The sequence below is a fragment of the Marivita geojedonensis genome (assembly GCF_002115805.1).
Classification (GTDB): Bacteria; Pseudomonadota; Alphaproteobacteria; order Rhodobacterales; family Rhodobacteraceae; genus Marivita; species Marivita geojedonensis.
Map to the genome: position 1 here is coordinate 57,217 of NZ_JFKC01000021.1, position 15,837 is coordinate 73,053.

Sequence of the window (15,837 nt, forward strand, 5' to 3'; positions counted from 1 at the left end):
CATCATCCGGGCACATCAGACAGGGTCACTCTTCCGGTTTGGGCTTGTCTTTGTCCGGACGCAGTTCACTGACGAACTTGTCGAAATCATCAGCTTCCTGGAAATTCTTGTACACGCTTGCAAATCGCACGTAGGCCACGGTGTCGATCCGGGCGAGCGTTTCCATGACAATCTCGCCGATCTGTTTGGACGGAATGTCGGTTTCACCAAGGCTTTCCAGACGCCGCACAATCCCGGAAATCATCTGATCGATGCGTTCAGGATCGAGGGGTCGCTTCTGCAACGCTATGCGAATGGAGCGTTCGAGCTTGTCGCGGTCGAAATCCTCGCGCCGCCCGTTTGATTTGATGACAACGAGGTCACGCAGCTGGACCCGTTCGTAGGTCGTGAAACGGCCACCGCAGGCCGGGCAAAAGCGTCTGCGCCGGATGGCGACATGGTCCTCTGCGGGACGACTGTCTTTCACCTGTGAATCGATATTTCCGCAAAACGGGCAGCGCATTGGCCGTTCCCCTCTTTTTCGTCTCTGCCTCTGACTGTGGGTTTTTCCCACTTATCCACAGCCACTATAGGTGAGCCGCGAAGTTTTGGGTAGAGGGGAATTCAGAGCGCAAATTGTGGTGGTGCGAATACATCATCCGGCAATGTCTGCGTGGCTGAGGGCACAAGACGGCGCACCAAAAAGCGTTGAGGCCGTGGAAGTTAGGCCAGATGCGCCGCTACGCGCCGGGTATGCGGCGCGGTCCGATGTTCAAACAGATAGATGCCCTGCCATGTCCCCAGGGCCAGGCGACCGTTGTTCACCGGAATGGACAGACTGACCGGCAGCATCGCTGCCTTGATGTGGGCGGGCATGTCGTCCGGCCCCTCATATGTGTGGGTCAGATATGACATCGACGGGTCGCTGGTCGGCGGAACAAGCCGATGGAAGAACTCGGTCAGGTCCGTCCGCACTTCGGGGTCCGCGTTTTCCTGGATCAGCAGGCTTGCAGATGTGTGCTGAACGAAAAGAGTCAGAAGGCCTGACCCGGAGACCCAGTCCGCCACCTCGCGCGTGAATTCGTAAAGGCCGGGGCCGCTTGTGTGAATCTGAAAGGTGGTCTGCATATTTACCGACTTCCCGTGGAGGTGGGGCGGACTATCTTTTTTGCATCCACATAAGGCCGCCTCAAGCCTGAAGATGGACTCACAGGGAGTATTTCAATGAACGAGATTACGCCACCGAAACGAATGACGGCCAAGGACTTCGATCAGGAGCTGCTTGAGCTGTACGACTTCTACGCGCACGGCCAGATCACCAAGCGCGAATTCCTTGACCGTGCCGGCAAATTCGCAGTCGGAGGGCTTACGGCAGCGGCGCTGCTCGGAATGTTGTCCCCGAACTACGCACTTGCACAGCAGATCAATTTCAATGATCCGGATATCACACCGGAATATATCACCTATCCGTCCCCGAACGGGCATGGCGACGTGCGGGGTTACCTGGTGAAACCAGCCAATCTGACGGGTCCTGCGCCAGCGGTTGTCGTCATTCACGAAAACCGGGGGCTGAACCCGTATATCGAAGACGTCGCCCGCCGCGTGGCAAAGGCGGGTTTCATTGCACTTGCTCCGGATGGGTTGAGCAGTGTGGGCGGCTATCCCGGCAACGATGCGGAAGGTCGAGAGCTCCAGAGAACCGTCGATGGCGAGAAACTCATGAACGACTTCTTCGCCGCCTACGAATTCATGGCCGGTCACAGCGACACGACCGGAAAAGTCGGATGCGTCGGCTTCTGCTACGGTGGCGGTGTCTGCAATGCGATGGCAGTCGCCTATCCCGAACTGGGTGCTTCAGTCCCATTCTACGGTCGTCAGGCAAGAGCGGAAGACGTTCCCAAGATTCAGGCACCGCTGCTGCTGCAGTACGCAGAGCTTGATGAACGCATCAACGAAGGGTGGCCGGCGTATGAGGCCGCGCTGAAAGAGCACGGCAAAACTCACACGGCGCATATCTATCCCGGTGTGAACCACGGGTTCCACAACGACAGTACCCCACGATACGATGAGACGGCTGCAGAACTGGCATGGGATCGAACGATCACGTTCTTCAACCAACACCTTGTCTGACGCTTAACGACCGCCCCGTTGGTCGATGTTCGTGCCTGTCAGGCTTTCCGCAAAACGGCTTTCAACACCAAAAGAAGCCAAGGGAAGCCATGGAACAGGAAATCGAAAACATCAATGGGGCGGCTCATGTCACCTGCGAAAAGCATCTTCAGCTTCTCCCAGACATGAGACTCGGGGAAAAACGGTGCGAGGCCAAGTGTTGCACAGGCGAGCAGAAGAAGCGTCCAAGACGTACTATCAAGGATGTTACGCAAGTGCGTCATTCGACACCTCAATCTGCAACATCACCGGAAGATCGTATCGCCCTGCTGATCCACGAGCATACGCGCCTTGTTGACGGATGCTGAGGCGGCTTCGTCGAAGCTCTGCAGCGTGTCAGCCCGCATCATGAAATGTGATTTGAGCTCTCCATCGATCTCTTTCTCGATGCGCGCGCCAATGCGCCACGTCGACCCTTCTTTCACCGGTTCGGCGTAGATGGTGTAGCCATTGTGTGTCTCGGCGGGCGCTGAAGGCGGTGAGCTTCCACCGCCTCCGCCAAAGAGTTTCTTGAGAAAGGACATGCCTTACTGGTCCAGGAAGCTGCGCAGTTTGCGGGACCGGCTTGGGTGCTTGAGCTTGCGCAGCGCCTTTGCTTCGATCTGACGGATCCGTTCGCGGGTCACGCTGAACTGCTGACCTACCTCTTCCAGCGTGTGGTCGGTGTTCATCCCGATACCGAAACGCATCCGCAGAACCCGTTCCTCGCGCGGAGTAAGCGACGACAGAACGCGTGTCGTGGTTTCCTTGAGGTTTTCCTGAATGGCGCTGTCCAAAGGCAGCACGGCATTCTTGTCCTCGATGAAATCACCGAGCTGGCTGTCTTCCTCATCACCGATAGGCGTTTCAAGGCTGATCGGTTCCTTGGCGATCTTCATCACCTTGCGGACCTTCTCAAGCGGCATCTGCAGCTTTTCGGCCAGCTCTTCCGGCGTCGGCTCGCGGCCGATTTCGTGCAGCATCTGGCGACCGGTGCGGACCAGTTTGTTGATCGTTTCGATCATGTGCACCGGAATACGGATGGTGCGCGCCTGATCCGCGATGGAGCGGGTGATTGCCTGACGGATCCACCATGTCGCGTAAGTGGAGAACTTGTAACCACGGCGGTATTCGAACTTGTCGACCGCCTTCATCAGGCCAATGTTGCCTTCCTGGATAAGGTCGAGGAACTGCAGACCGCGGTTGGTGTATTTCTTGGCGATGGAGATCACGAGACGCAGGTTCGCCTCGACCATCTCTTTCTTGGCCTGACGGGCTTCTTTTTCGCCCTTCTGGACCTGTGCCACAATGCGGCGGAATTCGCTGATGTCGAGGCCCACATACTGCCCAACCTGCGCCATGTCGGCACGCAGTTCTTCGGCCTTGCCGAGCGAGCGTTCAATGAACATCTGCCAGCCGCGACCCGACTTTTCGGCCATTTCGTCCAGCCAGTTCGGGTCAAGCTCGCGACCGCGATACGCGTCGATGAATTCGCGGCGGTTGATGCGGGCCTGGTCGGCCAGCTTCACCATTGAAGAGTCGATCGACATGATGCGCTTGTTGATGCCGTAAAGCTGGTCAATCAGCGCCTCGATGCGGTTGTTGTGCAGGTGGAGTTCATTCACCAGTTCCACGATCTCGGACCGCAGCTTCTGATAGCGCTCTTCATCCGCATCGCTGAACGATCCATCCTCATTCAGAGTGGCCGAAATCCGGCTGTCCTGCATGCTGGACAGCTCTTCATAGTCCTGTGCGATGCGATCCAGCGTTTCGAGAACACGCGGTTTGAGCGCCGTTTCCATCGCTGCAAGCGACATGTTCGCCTGTTCGTCGTCTTCGTCATCATCGTCACGGGCAATCGGGTTGCCGTCTGCATCAAGTTCCTGCGTATCTTCAGACTTCCTGTCGGAAGGCGCATCACTGTCGCTGACAACGGGCGCGGCAACCTCTTCTTCATCGCCCATCTGGTTGCCGAAGGTGGTCTCGAGATCGATTACGTCGCGCAGCAGGATGTCTTCACTCAGAAGTTCCTCCCGCCAGATTGTGATGGCCTGAAAAGTCAGTGGGCTTTCGCAAAGCCCGGCGATCATCGTGTTGCGGCCGGCTTCGATCCGCTTCGCAATGGCGATTTCACCTTCGCGGCTGAGCAGTTCAACGCTGCCCATTTCGCGCAGATACATGCGCACCGGATCGTCTGTCCGGTCCAGCTTTTCGGTTGTGCCCGAGGATAGAGTGATTTCACCCGGCTTCTGAGTCTGGACAAGGTCGGTTGTGCCCTTGTCGTCATCGTCGGACTCTTCGTCTTCCTCGGTAACCTGAATGCCCATTTCAGAGAGCATCGACATCACGTCTTCGATCTGGTCGGAACTGACCTGATCCGGCGGCAGCACTTCGTTCAGCTGATCGTATGTGATGTAGCCGCGTTCCCGGGCGTCGGCGATCATCTTCTTGACCGCGGCCTGGCTCATATCGAGGCTGACATCTTCCTCGCGGTCTTCGGTCTTGGCGTCGTCGTTATCTTTGGCGGCCATGGATGCTCCTGTCGAGGCGGGGCGATTCGTTTGACCCGAATCATTAGCGCGAATTAGTGATTCGCACACCCGTTTACCCTGTTTCGTTTACGCTTTCCTTAGCAAAACACCGTTATCTCCGGGGTTTATCGAAGCGAATGGTTTCCATCAAAGCAGCAAACGCGCTGCGTTCTTCTCGGCTGATCGGGGCCCCGTTCGGACCCAGATCGTATTCGGTCTTGTCTTCGGACTGCGCCCGCTGCGCAGATTGCCGTGCCTGTGCCGCTTGGCTCAATCGCCATGTGAGCGTTTCGTCAGCGGCCCCGTAAAGGTCTTCGGCAGCCTCCGCGATTTCAGCATCAAGCCCGTTTCCGGCTTCGAGTTTCGCAAATTCTTCCGTGATTGTCTGACGTGCCAACTCGCGATCTCCGGGCTTGCGCAAGCACGGCGTGATCGCGACATGGCGTGTACGGCACAGCATTTCAAGGGCATCGGTGCCGACACTCGCATCAGCAGCGGCACGGATGTCCTCTGCCCCAAGCGCCGCGTTTCGCAGAAGGCTGTCCCGCAACGCCGCATGATCCTGATCGACACAGACCATAGCTTCAAGCTGCGTCTCGAATTCCGGGATCAGATCGGGGGCGGTGATCAGCGCGGCAAGAATGACTGCCTCGCGAAGCCGGACCTCTACATCCTTGCCCCCCGAAACGAGCACCGAGGCGCGTGCGCCCTCGGATGGCTTTTGTGGCTGGCCAAAGCCACGTGACCGCGTGCCCGACGTGGTCGCCTTCGATGACCCTCTGAAGAGTTCCCAACGCAGCTGCTTGATTTCCTCGCCGTAATGGCTGCGCAGAGATGGATCCTGAATGGTTCGGATTTTCTCACGCAGGGTCTTGTCCAGCGCAGCCTTCCGTTCGGGGCTGTCAAAGACCCGGCCTTCCGTTTCCCGTCGCCAGAGAAGCTGCACCATCGGCTGAGCCGAGGCCAGGAGTGAACGCATCGCATCGCGGCCTTCGGACCGGATGAGGTCATCCGGATCCTTGCCTTCGGGCAACAGAACAAAGCGCAGCGACTTCCCAGCTTCAAGCAATGGCAAAGCGGTGTCGATCACACGATAGGCTGCGTTCAGACCGGCCTTGTCACCGTCCAGCGCCATGATCGGTTCGTCCGTGATGCGCCAAAGCATCTGAAGCTGGACGTCCGTCACAGCGGTCCCAAGGGGGGCCACCGCCGCTTCGAAACCAGCCGATGAAAGGGCAATGACATCCATGTAGCCTTCGGCCACGACCAAGGGCTGGCCCTTGCCGGCTGCCTCGCGCGCCGGGCCTTGATTGTAGAGTGTGCGGCTTTTGTCGAAGAGCGGCGTCTCCGGGCTGTTGAGGTATTTCGCATTGTCGTTTGGGTCCATCGCCCGGCCACCAAACGCAATGGTCCGGTCGCGGGCATCGCGGATCGGGAACATGATGCGATTGCGGAACGTGTCGTATGGCTTGCCGCCCTTTTGCGACGGCTTGGCCAAACCCGTTTCGAGTATCTGTTCGGGGGCGACACCCTGCCCGGTCAGATGATCCCACAGCGTCTGCCAGCCCGAAGGTGCGAAACCAATGGTGAACCGGTCCTGTGTGGCGTCATCGAGCCCACGGCGGGACAGGTAGTCCCGGGCTTCCGATCCGGCCCCGCTGCGCAGTTGAAGGCGATAAAACCGAACAGCCTGCTCCATAACCTCGACGAGCTTAGTGCGGTGATCTGCCTTTTCCTGTGCCTTGGGGTCTCGGGCAGGCATATGCATACCTGCCTCGGTCGCAAGGATCTCGACGGCTTCCATGAAGCCGACATTCTCGGTCTCGCGGACAAAGGAGATCGCATCGCCCTTGGCGTGGCAGCCGAAGCAATAATAATATCCCTTGCGGTCATCGACGTGGAAACTGGCCGATTTTTCCTGATGAAACGGGCACGGCGCCCACATGTCGCCCTTGGCCTGATTGGACTTGCGCGTATCCCACAAAACCTTCCGCCCCACCACCTGGGACAGGCTGGTGCGGGTGCGCAGTTCATCCAGAAAATTGGGTGGCAGGCTCATCCCCACAATATCGGGTCTGGCCGTGCGAGAGTCCAGTGGACGGTGTTCCGGGAATGCCGCGAAATGCAGTTGGAACTACTGTTGCAGGCAGGCCTGATACAGAGCGTTGCTGACCTCTGCGGTCAGTTGATCTTCCGGCAGGCTGTAGATCCATTCGACGAGTGCCGGGATGGCGACTTCGTAGTTTTTGGAGTCTGCAGGCAAGGCTCGAATAACCCGCCGCTCCGCACGGCGGGCGTTGGATCCGTTCTTGCGTTCGGCCATGATATTGGTCGCGATCTGACCCTGTTTGCGGCACTCCGCATCATCCACCTGCGCTTGGACCGGAACGGACAGGCTCAGGATCAGGGCGGTTGTTGCGACGGCTGTTCGGATCATGGGGTCCTCTTGAATTGGCCGGGTCAGATGTGAAACACCTAGCCCAGCCAATCCGCAATGTCACCAATCAGAGCCCCTTAGCCCTGTAACTGGCCGCAACCTTTTCGATCGACACGATGTATGCTGCGGTCCGAAGGTCCTGCACATCGTCGCGCCCGTGCCAAACGTCGCGCATTGATTGGTAGGCAATCCGCATCGTGTCATCGAGGCCAGAGCGCACCAGTTCAAGCTCATCGGCGCCACGCAGATACTTTTCCTTGAAGTTTGGGGTCATCGACCATGCATCGCCCAGCATGTCGTCAAGTCGCTGCAATTCGTCGATGACAAGCTGGTGCCGCGCTTCTTCCTGACGGCGCTGCATACGTCCAAACCGGATGTGGCTGAGGTTCTTGACCCACTCAAAATAGGAAACCGTCACACCGCCCGCGTTGGCATACATGTCAGGTATGACCACCGTACCCTTGGCGCGAAGGATATCGTCCGCCCCCGCCGTTATCGGACCATTCGCAGCCTCGATGATCAGCGGGGCCTTGATCCGGTCGGCATTGGTCAGGTTGATCACCCCTTCAAGCGCAGCCGGGATCAGGATGTCACAATCCGCCTCCAGAACGCTCGCTCCTTCGGCGGTGTGTGCGGCATCCGGGAAACCCTTGACGCCATCATGCTTGACGATCCATTCGCGCACGGCATCGACGTCCAGTCCGTTCTCGTTGAAGAGTGCGCCATCCCTTTCGATGATGCCGATGATCTTGCACCCATCTTCATCGCGCAGAAACTTCGCAGCGTGGAAACCCACGTTGCCCAGGCCCTGCACGACAACCCGCTTGCCGTCGAGTTTGCCGGTCAATCCGGCCGCCTTGACGTCTTCGGGGTGGCGGAAGAATTCGCGCAGCGCATATTGCACCCCGCGCCCTGTCGCCTCGACCCGCCCTGAGATCCCGCCGTTGTTAAGCGGTTTGCCGGTCACGCAGGCGCGCGCGTTGATATCGGTCGTATTCATCCGCGCATACTGATCGGCGATCCATGCCATTTCGCGTTCCCCTGTGCCCATATCCGGGGCTGGGACGTTCTGAGCGGGGTGGATCAGGTCACGTTTTGCCAATTCATATGCAAATCGGCGGGTGATCTGCTCCATCTCGTACTCGTCATATTCGCGCGGATCGATACGCAAGCCACCCTTGGACCCACCGAACGGCGCTTCGACCAGTGCGCATTTATATGTCATCAGCGCAGCCAGCGCCTCAACCTCGTCCTGATTGACAGACATTGCAAAACGGATGCCGCCTTTAACGGGTTCCATATGTTCGGAGTGAACAGAACGGTAGCCGGTGAAGGTTTTGATCTGCCCGCGCAGCCGGACGCCAAACCGAACGGTGTAGGTGGCGTTGCAGACGCGGATCTTTTCCTCAAGGCCAGGCGGAAGGTCCATCAGCGCAACGGCGCGGTTGAACATCAGATCGACTGACTCCCGAAACGTCGGTTCATTAGCAGGTATCGTGCTCATGTGTCCCTCCCGGTGATGTGGGTCTTTGCCCGTTATTAACGATCAGCCTATGACAGCTTGGTTAACTTCGCACGTCTTTGTGTCGACTTTTGAGCCGAACGAATTGGGCGATTTCGGCCGACTGTTTCAGGTCTGTCATCAATAAGGCCAAAACACCGTGAATTATTCTTATAAATCAAGACACTCCCAAATTTTTTCACATTTGCTGCCCTAATCCCGCCGCCTTTCGCCTTCATTTCTGCAAACATCGAAGTGGGGTGTCAGACCGTCCGAAATGGCGGGAGAGAGGTAACAAATGATCGGATCAAGCAACCTTCTGCCAAAGGTTCCGGTCGGGAAACGGAAGAAATCCAAGTTGCGGTCAAGCGTGGCCACAACCCTGACCCGATTCTCCCAAGAAACCGATGGCAACATGTCTTTCCTGGCGATCGCCGGGTCGGTGATGATGATGGTATTCGGCGGCGTAGGGATCGACATGATCCATGCCGAACTGGAACGTACCCGCCTCCAGAACACACTGGACCGCGCCGTGCTTTCCGCTGCTGACCTTGAGCAGCGTCTGGATCCTGAACTTGTCGTTCAGGACTTCCTGACTAAGATGAACATGGACGGCGCAAGCACAAGCGTGTCGGTCTCCACGGGGCTGAACTACAAAACCGTGACAGCTGAATCGCAGAGCATCTTCCCTGCGAACTTCCTGCAGATGATCGGCATCGATCAATTGCAGGCGACAGCGGCATCGCAGGCGGAAGAGCGTATCTCGAATATCGAGATCTCGCTGATTCTGGACATCTCGGGCTCCATGGGCGCGAACCAGAAGATCGAAAACCTGCGCACGGCTGCGACAGAGTTTGTCGAGACCGTCATCGACGAGGACGACACCGGACTGACGACGATCAGCATCATTCCCTATAACGCGACCGTGAACCTTGGTCCGGTTGTGTCGGAATACTACACGCTGTCCGACGAGCATGACGTTTCCGATTGTGCGATCTTCCCGGACGAAGACTTCTATTCGCGCGGCATCTCGCCGTCGGAAACGCTTCAGCGCCTTTCGCATTTCGATCCGTACAGCCTCGACGTGAACACGACGGAGACTCCGTATTCGTGGTGCCCGGTCGATGAGTATGGTTCGATCATCGCGCACAGCGCGGACGAAGATGAGCTGGTCGCGCACATCGCAAGCCTTGGTGCAGGTGGCAACACCGCAATCGACCTCGGCATGAAGTGGGGCGTTGCCCTGCTCGATCCGTCGGCCCGCCCGGCGATCAACGCGATGATCTCTGACGGTCACATCATTGCCGAAGCCGCAGGCCGGCCCGCAGCATATGATTCGCCCGACGCGCTAAAGATCGCGGTTGTCATGACCGACGGCATGAACACGACCCAGTATGACCTGGCACCCGAATACGCCAGCGGCATGTCGAACATCTGGATCGATGATCAGGGCGACAACGATCCGACAAATGATCGGTTCTCGCACTTGGTCAACGATGTAAGTGGTACATCAAATGACGTGTATTACTGGGATCACGAGCGGAACAATGCTCTGAGCATGCGGTATCAGAACGAGCCGGATGACGGTTCCGATGCGGTGCAGATGAGCAATGCGGAAGTCTTTGCGCGCTGGGGCACCCGTGCCTTCGGTCAGAAATTCTTCCGCACGCCATACTACGATGGCTACGTGTCGTATAACGAATACTACAACGCGTACTACGCCTACGAACCCATCGTGACCGGCAACGAGGCGGATGAGCGTCTGTCCAACATCTGTGCCCAGGCACGCGACGCGGACATCACCGTCTTTGCCATCGGCTTCGAGGCCCCTGACGAAGGTCAGGAAGCAATGCGCGACTGCGCATCCTCGCCAGCCCATTACTTCCCGGTCGAAGGACTCGAGATCTCTGACGCGTTCAACTCGATTGCCCGGACCATTAACCAGCTGAGGTTGACACAATGATGCGGTTTGAATTCAAAAAACTCCGCGGCTTCCTTCGCGACGAAAGCGGCTCGGCCTATCTGGTCCCCTTCGTTCTCTGGATGCCTCTGATGGTCGCCATCATGGTGGCCAGCCTGGAAATCGCAGCCCTGTCTGTGCGCCATACACAACTGGAACGTGGACTGGATGCGACTGTTCGGGAGGTCCGTCTTGGAACGGGTGAGAACCTTGACCATGACACGCTCAAGCAGATGATCTGCGAGAACTCGACCGTTCTGTCCGACTGTGAAGCCATGCTGCGGCTGGAGATGATCCCGCTCAGCCTGCGTGACTGGTCCGAACCGCCGCGTATGGCCGATTGCCAGGACGCTGCAGAGCCGGTCCGTCCGCTTCGCCAGTTCGATCCCGGTCAGCCGAACGAACTGATGTTCCTCCGCGCGTGCTACAAGTACAAGCCGATCGCTCCGACCGGTGCCCTTGCAGCCGCCATGCCCAAAGACTCCCAAGGCTATGCAGCCCTCGTGTCCTTTGCGGCCTTTGTTCAGGAGCCCTACTAATGACTACTCGTATCAAAAACCTCCTGTCGCGGTTCAGCCGCGACGAGAAGGGCGACATCACGGTCGAAGTTCTGATCCTGCTGCCCGCTCTGCTCGTAATCTTCGCGGCCTCCTGGGTGTATTTCGACGTGATGCGTCAGCAGACCATCAACCAGAAAGCCAACTACACCATCGGCGATATCGTTTCGCGTGAAACGGAAATCCTCGACGAGAGCTACATCGACAATGCCCAGAATCTTCTGCTCCATCTGGCGCAGGCACAGGGCGACGATGTCGACCTTCGGATCACCATCGTTCAGTACAACGTGAACGGTAACGGCAATGGCAAAGACAGCAACAACTCTGGGAACGACAACGGCAACAACAATGGATCCTACGATCTGGTGTGGTCCAAAGCCCGCGGCGACTGGCCTGAACTGACACAGGCCGATATCGACGCAAGCGTTGCGCAGCTTCCGTTGCTCGCGCCGGGTGACCAGACCATCCTCGTCGAGACACGCGACTGGTACAACCCGTTGCTCAACCTCACACCTCTAGATGCCTTCGACATCTCGACCTATTCGTTCACCCGTCCCCGTTTCGCGCCGCAGGTAATCTTCGAAGGGATCAATGACGGTTCCGACAAGACCTGGCAGAACAACGGCTGGGGCAACGGCGACGACGATGCTCCGGGCGGATCGCTCTGCACCAACAACGCGGAGAACGCCGACGAGGGTGACAAAAGCGCTGACTGCTCGGGAACCACAACCACTAGCAACGGCAAAGGCAAACAGTCTAGCGCCTGATCCTTATGCCTCACGCCGGGCGATCATCACAGCGATGACATCAGCCATCGGGCGGGCCTGACTTCCAGGGGTCACCCCGCCCACAGCAACCCGGCGCCCCAAACGCCACCACAAACCCGGCTGCCACTCACGTGGGGCCGGGTTTTTCAATTGAAGCATGAAACCGTTCGAAGGTTTCAACGCCAGCATCCCGCGATTGACAGCGACGATATCTTCGACCCGGGCGAGAACGGTACCATCGCTGTCCATCAACGCCTCTTTGGTCAGCCAGAGCTTCCGAGTCGTCGCCATTTGCAGGCGATGGGCAAACCAAAGGGAAAACAACCCCATCCCGATCAGGAAGATCTGCCACAGCAGGCTTGCCGGCGGCTGCGCGAACGCCAGGTACAGCACCAGCCCACCGAGTGACAGCAAGAGCGCAACCGCAAGCCACCTCCGCGGTCCGCTCGGGTCCAATTCTGCAAGAATGTCTTCACGCATGGCGTCTCTCCCATCTTCAGAGACGCCGATAGCGCATTCCCCGGATTAAGGCGAGACCGTGCGGAACACCTCGCTGCCCCGTTCCTCGGGTTCGTCATCTATTAGCTCCGTCGGAAAGCCCGGAGCCGTGATCGACAATCCGGTCGCCTCCTCCAGACGCTCGATCAACCGATCCGACTGCGCCCGGTCTCCATACCGCGCCTGACCATCCTTGACGATCTCGATCAGCTTGGGAGACAGCTCAAGAGGCACCTGCTTCGCATCCGCCAACGCCTGAAACAGGCCAATGTCCTTGAGGACGAGATCCAGCGTGAAATCCACGTCCCGGTTGCCGGACAGGATCAGCTGGCTTTCTGTTTCGTGCACAAAGGAATTCCCGGACGACGCCTTGATCGCCTCATAGGTCGTGGCAAGGTCCATCCCCTGCGCCGCCATTGTGGTCATTGCCTCACAAAGGCTGACCAGATGCACGGTCGCGAGGTAATTCGTCATGACCTTAAGCACCGACGCACTACCCACGTCACCGGTATGCAACACGCGGCGGCCCATATACGTCAGAAGCGGCAGAACGGCCTCGAATGTGGGGCGATCACAGCCTGCAAAAATCGATATATTCCCGGTCGCCGCGCGATGGCATCCGCCTGAAACCGGGCAGTCCGCCGCCCGTCCGCCCCTGTCCTGAACCGCTTTGGCCTGCGCCCTGATCGCCTCAGGATCGGTTGTCGACATTTCGATCCAGATCTTTCCCTCGTGGATCTCGGGCAACAGTTGGTCGAGCACGGCCTGCGATGCCGCCGGGCTGGGAAGGCTGGTGATGACGACATCGCATTCGCGCATCATCCGGGCTGCGGACTCTCCCGGCTTTGCCCCTTGGCTGGTCAACAGCGCCATCCGTGCCGGATCAAGGTCAAATACCGTCAGGTCTACCCCATTGCGCGCCAGCGTCCCCGCCAGCTTGGCCCCCACGGCCCCCAATCCTACGAATCCAACCTGCATCGCGGTCTCCCTGATCTTTCTTTCGACCAAGGTGACGTTGCCGATCCGGACCTGTCATGGCCAAAACCGACACGTTTGACGCTGTGACGGAAATTTCTATTCGGCAGCCATACCGTCGGTGAACTGCAAACGCGCAAGCCGCGCGTAAAGGCCATCCTCGGACACCAGCGCATCATGGGCGCCCATGGCCACGATCTTCCCCTGATCCATCACGATAATGCGGTCGGCTTTTTTTACCGTCGCCAGACGATGCGCCACGATCACCGTCGTCCGGCCCTCCGAAAGCTCGTCGACGGCGCGTTGCACGGCACGTTCGCTTTCTGCGTCAAGCGCGCTGGTTGCTTCGTCCAACAGAAGTACCGGAGCGTCCCGGAGAATGGCGCGTGCAATTGCGATACGCTGTTTCTGGCCCCCGGACAGCATCACACCGCGTTCGCCAAGCCAGCTGTCATACCCGTCCGGGAGAGCCGTGATAAACTCGTGCGCCGCAGCCGCCTGAGCTGCCATTTCGATTTCGGCATCCGTCGCGTCGGGACGACCGAAACGGATATTCTCACGGGTAGATGCCGCAAAGATCACCGGGTCCTGAGGCACCAGCGCAATGTGTTTGCGGAAATCGTCGCGGTTCAGCGCATCAATCCGCATACCATCGAGACACACAGCCCCAGAATCGGGGTCATAGAACCGCTGGATCAACTGAATGATCGTGGTCTTCCCTGCCCCGCTCGGCCCGACGACAGCAATTGTTTCACCAGGTTCGATCCGCAGATTGACACCGTCCAAGGCCGCCACGCCGGGGCGGCTCGGATAGGCGAAATGAACATCCTCAAAGGTGATTTCGCCCCTTACAGGTTCCGGCAGCGACGCCGGTGTCGCAGGGTCCGTTACCGTGTCCTCGGCATGAAGCAGTTCGACCAAACGCTCGGTCGCCCCCGCCGCGCGCTGCAGCTCTCCGAAGATTTCGGACAGGGCAGCGACCGACCCGGCCACCATCACGGAATAGATCACGAATTGCACAAGTGCGCCGGCGCTCATCGCCCCGCTGCGCACATCCGTTGCGCCGATCCAAAGCACGCCCACAATTCCGGTGAACACCAGAAAGATGACGATGGCTGTCATGAGTGCGCGCGTCCAGATCCGACGCCGGGCAGCATCGAAACTCTTTTCGGTCACCTCCGAAAACGTCTGCCGCGAAATCTCTTCATGCGTAAAGGCTTGCACAGTCTGCACCGACAGAAGCGCCTCGGAGGCATTGCCCGAAGATGCCGCGATCCAATCCTGATTCTCGCGGCTGAGCTTCCGCATTTTCCGGCCCAGTATCAGGATCGGCACGACGACCGCTGGCACGATCAGAAGCACCATCCCGGTCAGCTTGGCCGAGGTGAACAGCATCAGGAGCATGCCGCCGAAGAAGATCAGCACATTGCGCAGCGCGATCGAGATGGACGACCCGATCACACTCAGGATCAGCGTCGTGTCCGTTGTGATCCGGCTCAGAACTTCGCCCGTCATCACCCGCTCGAAGAACGTCGGGCTCAACCCGATCACCCGCGCGAAAACCGCCTTGCGGATATCGGCGACAACCCGTTCGCCCAATCGCGTCACCAACGCATATCGCAGCGCCGTCCCGACCGCCAAAAGCCCGGCAATCGCGAGGGCCGCCGCAAAATACTGGTCCAGCAACGCGCCGTCGGAGGTATTGAAATTGTCCACCACTCGGCGAACGGCCATTGGCAGGACAAGCGAGACACACGCCGTTGCAGTCAACGCAAACAGCGCCGCAAACATAAGTGTGCGATACGGAAGGACAAAGGGCCAGAGCGCCGCAAGTGAGCCCAGCTTCTTGGACTTTTGACGTTCCTCGTTCTTCGCCGGTAAAGGTGTCGCGTCGGCCATCAGGTTCCCGTTTTTTTAGCTGGCCATGCTTAAACATTGGTCAAGCTAGGATGGTCAAGCCGAACGCAGCAAAAAGCCGAATTTGCCGCGCACGTTAAACGAGGTTGGCGTAGATGTCTTGAAGAAGAGAACTTGGAGCGGGCGACGGGAATCGAACCCGTATCATCAGCTTGGAAGGCTGAGGTCTTACCATTACACAACGCCCGCTCAACGTGGTACGGGGTATTTCATGCTCGTTCGGAGGTCAAGTATCTGCTGAACACTGGGGGAGGAATTTCGATGACCAAACCGCATGCTGTCATCATCGGAGTGGGAGATGGGCTCTCTGCTTCAGTGGCCCGCAACCTTGCACCCGACTATGCGCTGACCTTGGCTGCCAGAACTTTGGACAAGATGGGACCACTCGCAGTGGCGTTGGGTGCGCGCGAGGTGCAACTCGACGCCACCGATGAAGAGGCTGTGGCCGCCCTGTTCGACAGTCTTCCTGAAGCGCCCCGGGTCGTGATTTATAATCCGTCTGCCCGGGTGCGCGGACCCATTGCCGAGCTGTCAGCAGACGATGTGCGCAACGCTGTTGAAGTGACC

Annotated in this window: 15 protein-coding genes, 1 tRNA gene and 1 pseudogene; 5 read left to right on the forward strand and 12 right to left on the reverse strand. The window is 58.4% G+C overall.

Going from position 1 to position 15,837, the window contains the following annotated elements:
• Nucleotides 1-25: 25 nt before the first annotated feature.
• Both nrdR and MGEO_RS16730 read right to left on the reverse strand, forming a co-directional pair.
• Nucleotides 26-502: a transcriptional regulator NrdR gene (gene nrdR / locus MGEO_RS16725; RefSeq protein WP_085640450.1), complete on the reverse strand. Its 477-nt coding sequence runs from the start codon at nt 500-502 to the stop codon at nt 26-28.
• Nucleotides 503-702: 200 nt separating this feature from the next.
• Nucleotides 703-1,107, reverse strand: coding sequence for a secondary thiamine-phosphate synthase enzyme YjbQ (locus MGEO_RS16730; RefSeq protein WP_085640452.1), 405 nt, complete (start codon nt 1,105-1,107; stop codon nt 703-705).
• A gap of 96 nt (nt 1,108-1,203) precedes the next feature.
• On the opposite strand from MGEO_RS16730, the gene yghX reads away from it, so the two are divergent.
• Nucleotides 1,204-2,109: a YghX family hydrolase gene (gene yghX / locus MGEO_RS16735; RefSeq protein ID WP_085640453.1), complete on the forward strand. Its 906-nt coding sequence runs from the start codon at nt 1,204-1,206 to the stop codon at nt 2,107-2,109.
• Nucleotides 2,110-2,147: 38 nt separating this feature from the next.
• On the opposite strand, the gene MGEO_RS16740 is transcribed toward yghX, so the two are convergent.
• From MGEO_RS16740 to MGEO_RS16765, 6 genes are all read right to left on the reverse strand, one after another.
• A complete protein-coding gene (locus MGEO_RS16740; protein WP_085640455.1) occupies nt 2,148-2,372 on the reverse strand; it encodes an RND transporter in 225 nt (74 codons plus the stop codon).
• A 21-nt stretch (nt 2,373-2,393) separates the two neighbouring features.
• A complete protein-coding gene (locus MGEO_RS16745) occupies nt 2,394-2,672 on the reverse strand; it encodes an HlyU family transcriptional regulator (RefSeq protein WP_085640457.1) in 279 nt (92 codons plus the stop codon).
• A 3-nt stretch (nt 2,673-2,675) separates the two neighbouring features.
• Complete coding sequence (rpoD, locus tag MGEO_RS16750; protein WP_085640459.1) at nt 2,676-4,658, reverse strand: RNA polymerase sigma factor RpoD; 1,983 nt, start codon at nt 4,656-4,658, stop codon at nt 2,676-2,678.
• Between the two features lie 112 nt (nt 4,659-4,770).
• Complete coding sequence (gene dnaG / locus MGEO_RS16755; RefSeq protein ID WP_085640461.1) at nt 4,771-6,717, reverse strand: DNA primase; 1,947 nt, start codon at nt 6,715-6,717, stop codon at nt 4,771-4,773.
• A gap of 75 nt (nt 6,718-6,792) precedes the next feature.
• Nucleotides 6,793-7,095, reverse strand: coding sequence for a hypothetical protein (locus MGEO_RS16760; protein WP_085640463.1), 303 nt, complete (start codon nt 7,093-7,095; stop codon nt 6,793-6,795).
• 67 nt (nt 7,096-7,162) lie between these two features.
• Entirely contained in the window at nt 7,163-8,599 is a 1,437-nt protein-coding gene (locus MGEO_RS16765; protein ID WP_085640465.1) for a Glu/Leu/Phe/Val family dehydrogenase, read from the reverse strand.
• A 412-nt stretch (nt 8,600-9,011) separates the two neighbouring features.
• Between MGEO_RS16765 and MGEO_RS16770 the strand changes: the two genes are divergently transcribed.
• The 3 genes from MGEO_RS16770 to MGEO_RS16780 are packed head-to-tail and all read left to right on the forward strand — an operon-like array spanning nt 9,012 to nt 11,880.
• On the forward strand, nt 9,012-10,559 hold the full coding sequence (locus MGEO_RS16770; RefSeq protein WP_158091036.1) for a Tad domain-containing protein: 1,548 nt from the start codon (nt 9,012-9,014) through the stop codon (nt 10,557-10,559).
• Nucleotides 10,556-11,095: a TadE/TadG family type IV pilus assembly protein gene (locus tag MGEO_RS16775; RefSeq protein WP_085640469.1), complete on the forward strand. Its 540-nt coding sequence runs from the start codon at nt 10,556-10,558 to the stop codon at nt 11,093-11,095. The genes MGEO_RS16770 and MGEO_RS16775 overlap by 4 nt, the downstream gene beginning before the upstream one ends.
• A complete protein-coding gene (locus MGEO_RS16780) occupies nt 11,095-11,880 on the forward strand; it encodes a TadE/TadG family type IV pilus assembly protein (protein ID WP_085640471.1) in 786 nt (261 codons plus the stop codon). Before MGEO_RS16775 ends, MGEO_RS16780 begins: the two co-directional genes overlap by 1 nt.
• Nucleotides 11,881-11,883: 3 nt before the next feature.
• Here MGEO_RS16780 and MGEO_RS16785 read toward each other — a convergent pair whose 3' ends face one another.
• From MGEO_RS16785 to MGEO_RS16800, 4 genes are all read right to left on the reverse strand, one after another.
• Entirely contained in the window at nt 11,884-12,360 is a 477-nt protein-coding gene (locus tag MGEO_RS16785; protein ID WP_085640473.1) for a hypothetical protein, read from the reverse strand.
• A 45-nt stretch (nt 12,361-12,405) separates the two neighbouring features.
• Complete coding sequence (locus MGEO_RS16790; RefSeq protein WP_085640475.1) at nt 12,406-13,356, reverse strand: NAD(P)-dependent oxidoreductase; 951 nt, start codon at nt 13,354-13,356, stop codon at nt 12,406-12,408.
• A gap of 96 nt (nt 13,357-13,452) precedes the next feature.
• A complete protein-coding gene (locus MGEO_RS16795) occupies nt 13,453-15,252 on the reverse strand; it encodes an ABC transporter transmembrane domain-containing protein (protein ID WP_085640477.1) in 1,800 nt (599 codons plus the stop codon).
• Between the two features lie 133 nt (nt 15,253-15,385).
• Nucleotides 15,386-15,459 (reverse strand) — tRNA-Gly (locus MGEO_RS16800).
• 72 nt (nt 15,460-15,531) lie between these two features.
• Here MGEO_RS16800 and MGEO_RS16805 point away from each other — a divergent pair.
• Nucleotides 15,532-15,837, forward strand: a pseudogene (locus MGEO_RS16805) (oxidoreductase); the annotation flags it as partial.

Excerpts from the sequence above, each read along its gene's own strand:
- nrdR (WP_085640450.1), bottom strand. The coding sequence starts at position 502 with ATGCGCTGCCCGTTTTGCGGAAATATCGATTCACAGGTGAAAGACAGT.
- MGEO_RS16730 (WP_085640452.1), bottom strand. The coding sequence starts at position 1,107 with ATGCAGACCACCTTTCAGATTCACACAAGCGGCCCCGGCCTTTACGAA.
- yghX (WP_085640453.1), top strand. The coding sequence starts at position 1,204 with ATGAACGAGATTACGCCACCGAAACGAATGACGGCCAAGGACTTCGAT.
- MGEO_RS16740 (WP_085640455.1), bottom strand. The coding sequence starts at position 2,372 with ATGACGCACTTGCGTAACATCCTTGATAGTACGTCTTGGACGCTTCTT.
- MGEO_RS16745 (WP_085640457.1), bottom strand. The coding sequence starts at position 2,672 with ATGTCCTTTCTCAAGAAACTCTTTGGCGGAGGCGGTGGAAGCTCACCG.
- rpoD (WP_085640459.1), bottom strand. The coding sequence starts at position 4,658 with ATGGCCGCCAAAGATAACGACGACGCCAAGACCGAAGACCGCGAGGAA.
- dnaG (WP_085640461.1), bottom strand. The coding sequence starts at position 6,717 with ATGAGCCTGCCACCCAATTTTCTGGATGAACTGCGCACCCGCACCAGC.
- MGEO_RS16760 (WP_085640463.1), bottom strand. The coding sequence starts at position 7,095 with ATGATCCGAACAGCCGTCGCAACAACCGCCCTGATCCTGAGCCTGTCC.
- MGEO_RS16765 (WP_085640465.1), bottom strand. The coding sequence starts at position 8,599 with ATGAGCACGATACCTGCTAATGAACCGACGTTTCGGGAGTCAGTCGAT.
- MGEO_RS16770 (WP_158091036.1), top strand. The coding sequence starts at position 9,012 with ATGTCTTTCCTGGCGATCGCCGGGTCGGTGATGATGATGGTATTCGGC.
- MGEO_RS16775 (WP_085640469.1), top strand. The coding sequence starts at position 10,556 with ATGATGCGGTTTGAATTCAAAAAACTCCGCGGCTTCCTTCGCGACGAA.
- MGEO_RS16780 (WP_085640471.1), top strand. The coding sequence starts at position 11,095 with ATGACTACTCGTATCAAAAACCTCCTGTCGCGGTTCAGCCGCGACGAG.
- MGEO_RS16785 (WP_085640473.1), bottom strand. The coding sequence starts at position 12,360 with ATGCGTGAAGACATTCTTGCAGAATTGGACCCGAGCGGACCGCGGAGG.
- MGEO_RS16790 (WP_085640475.1), bottom strand. The coding sequence starts at position 13,356 with ATGCAGGTTGGATTCGTAGGATTGGGGGCCGTGGGGGCCAAGCTGGCG.
- MGEO_RS16795 (WP_085640477.1), bottom strand. The coding sequence starts at position 15,252 with ATGGCCGACGCGACACCTTTACCGGCGAAGAACGAGGAACGTCAAAAG.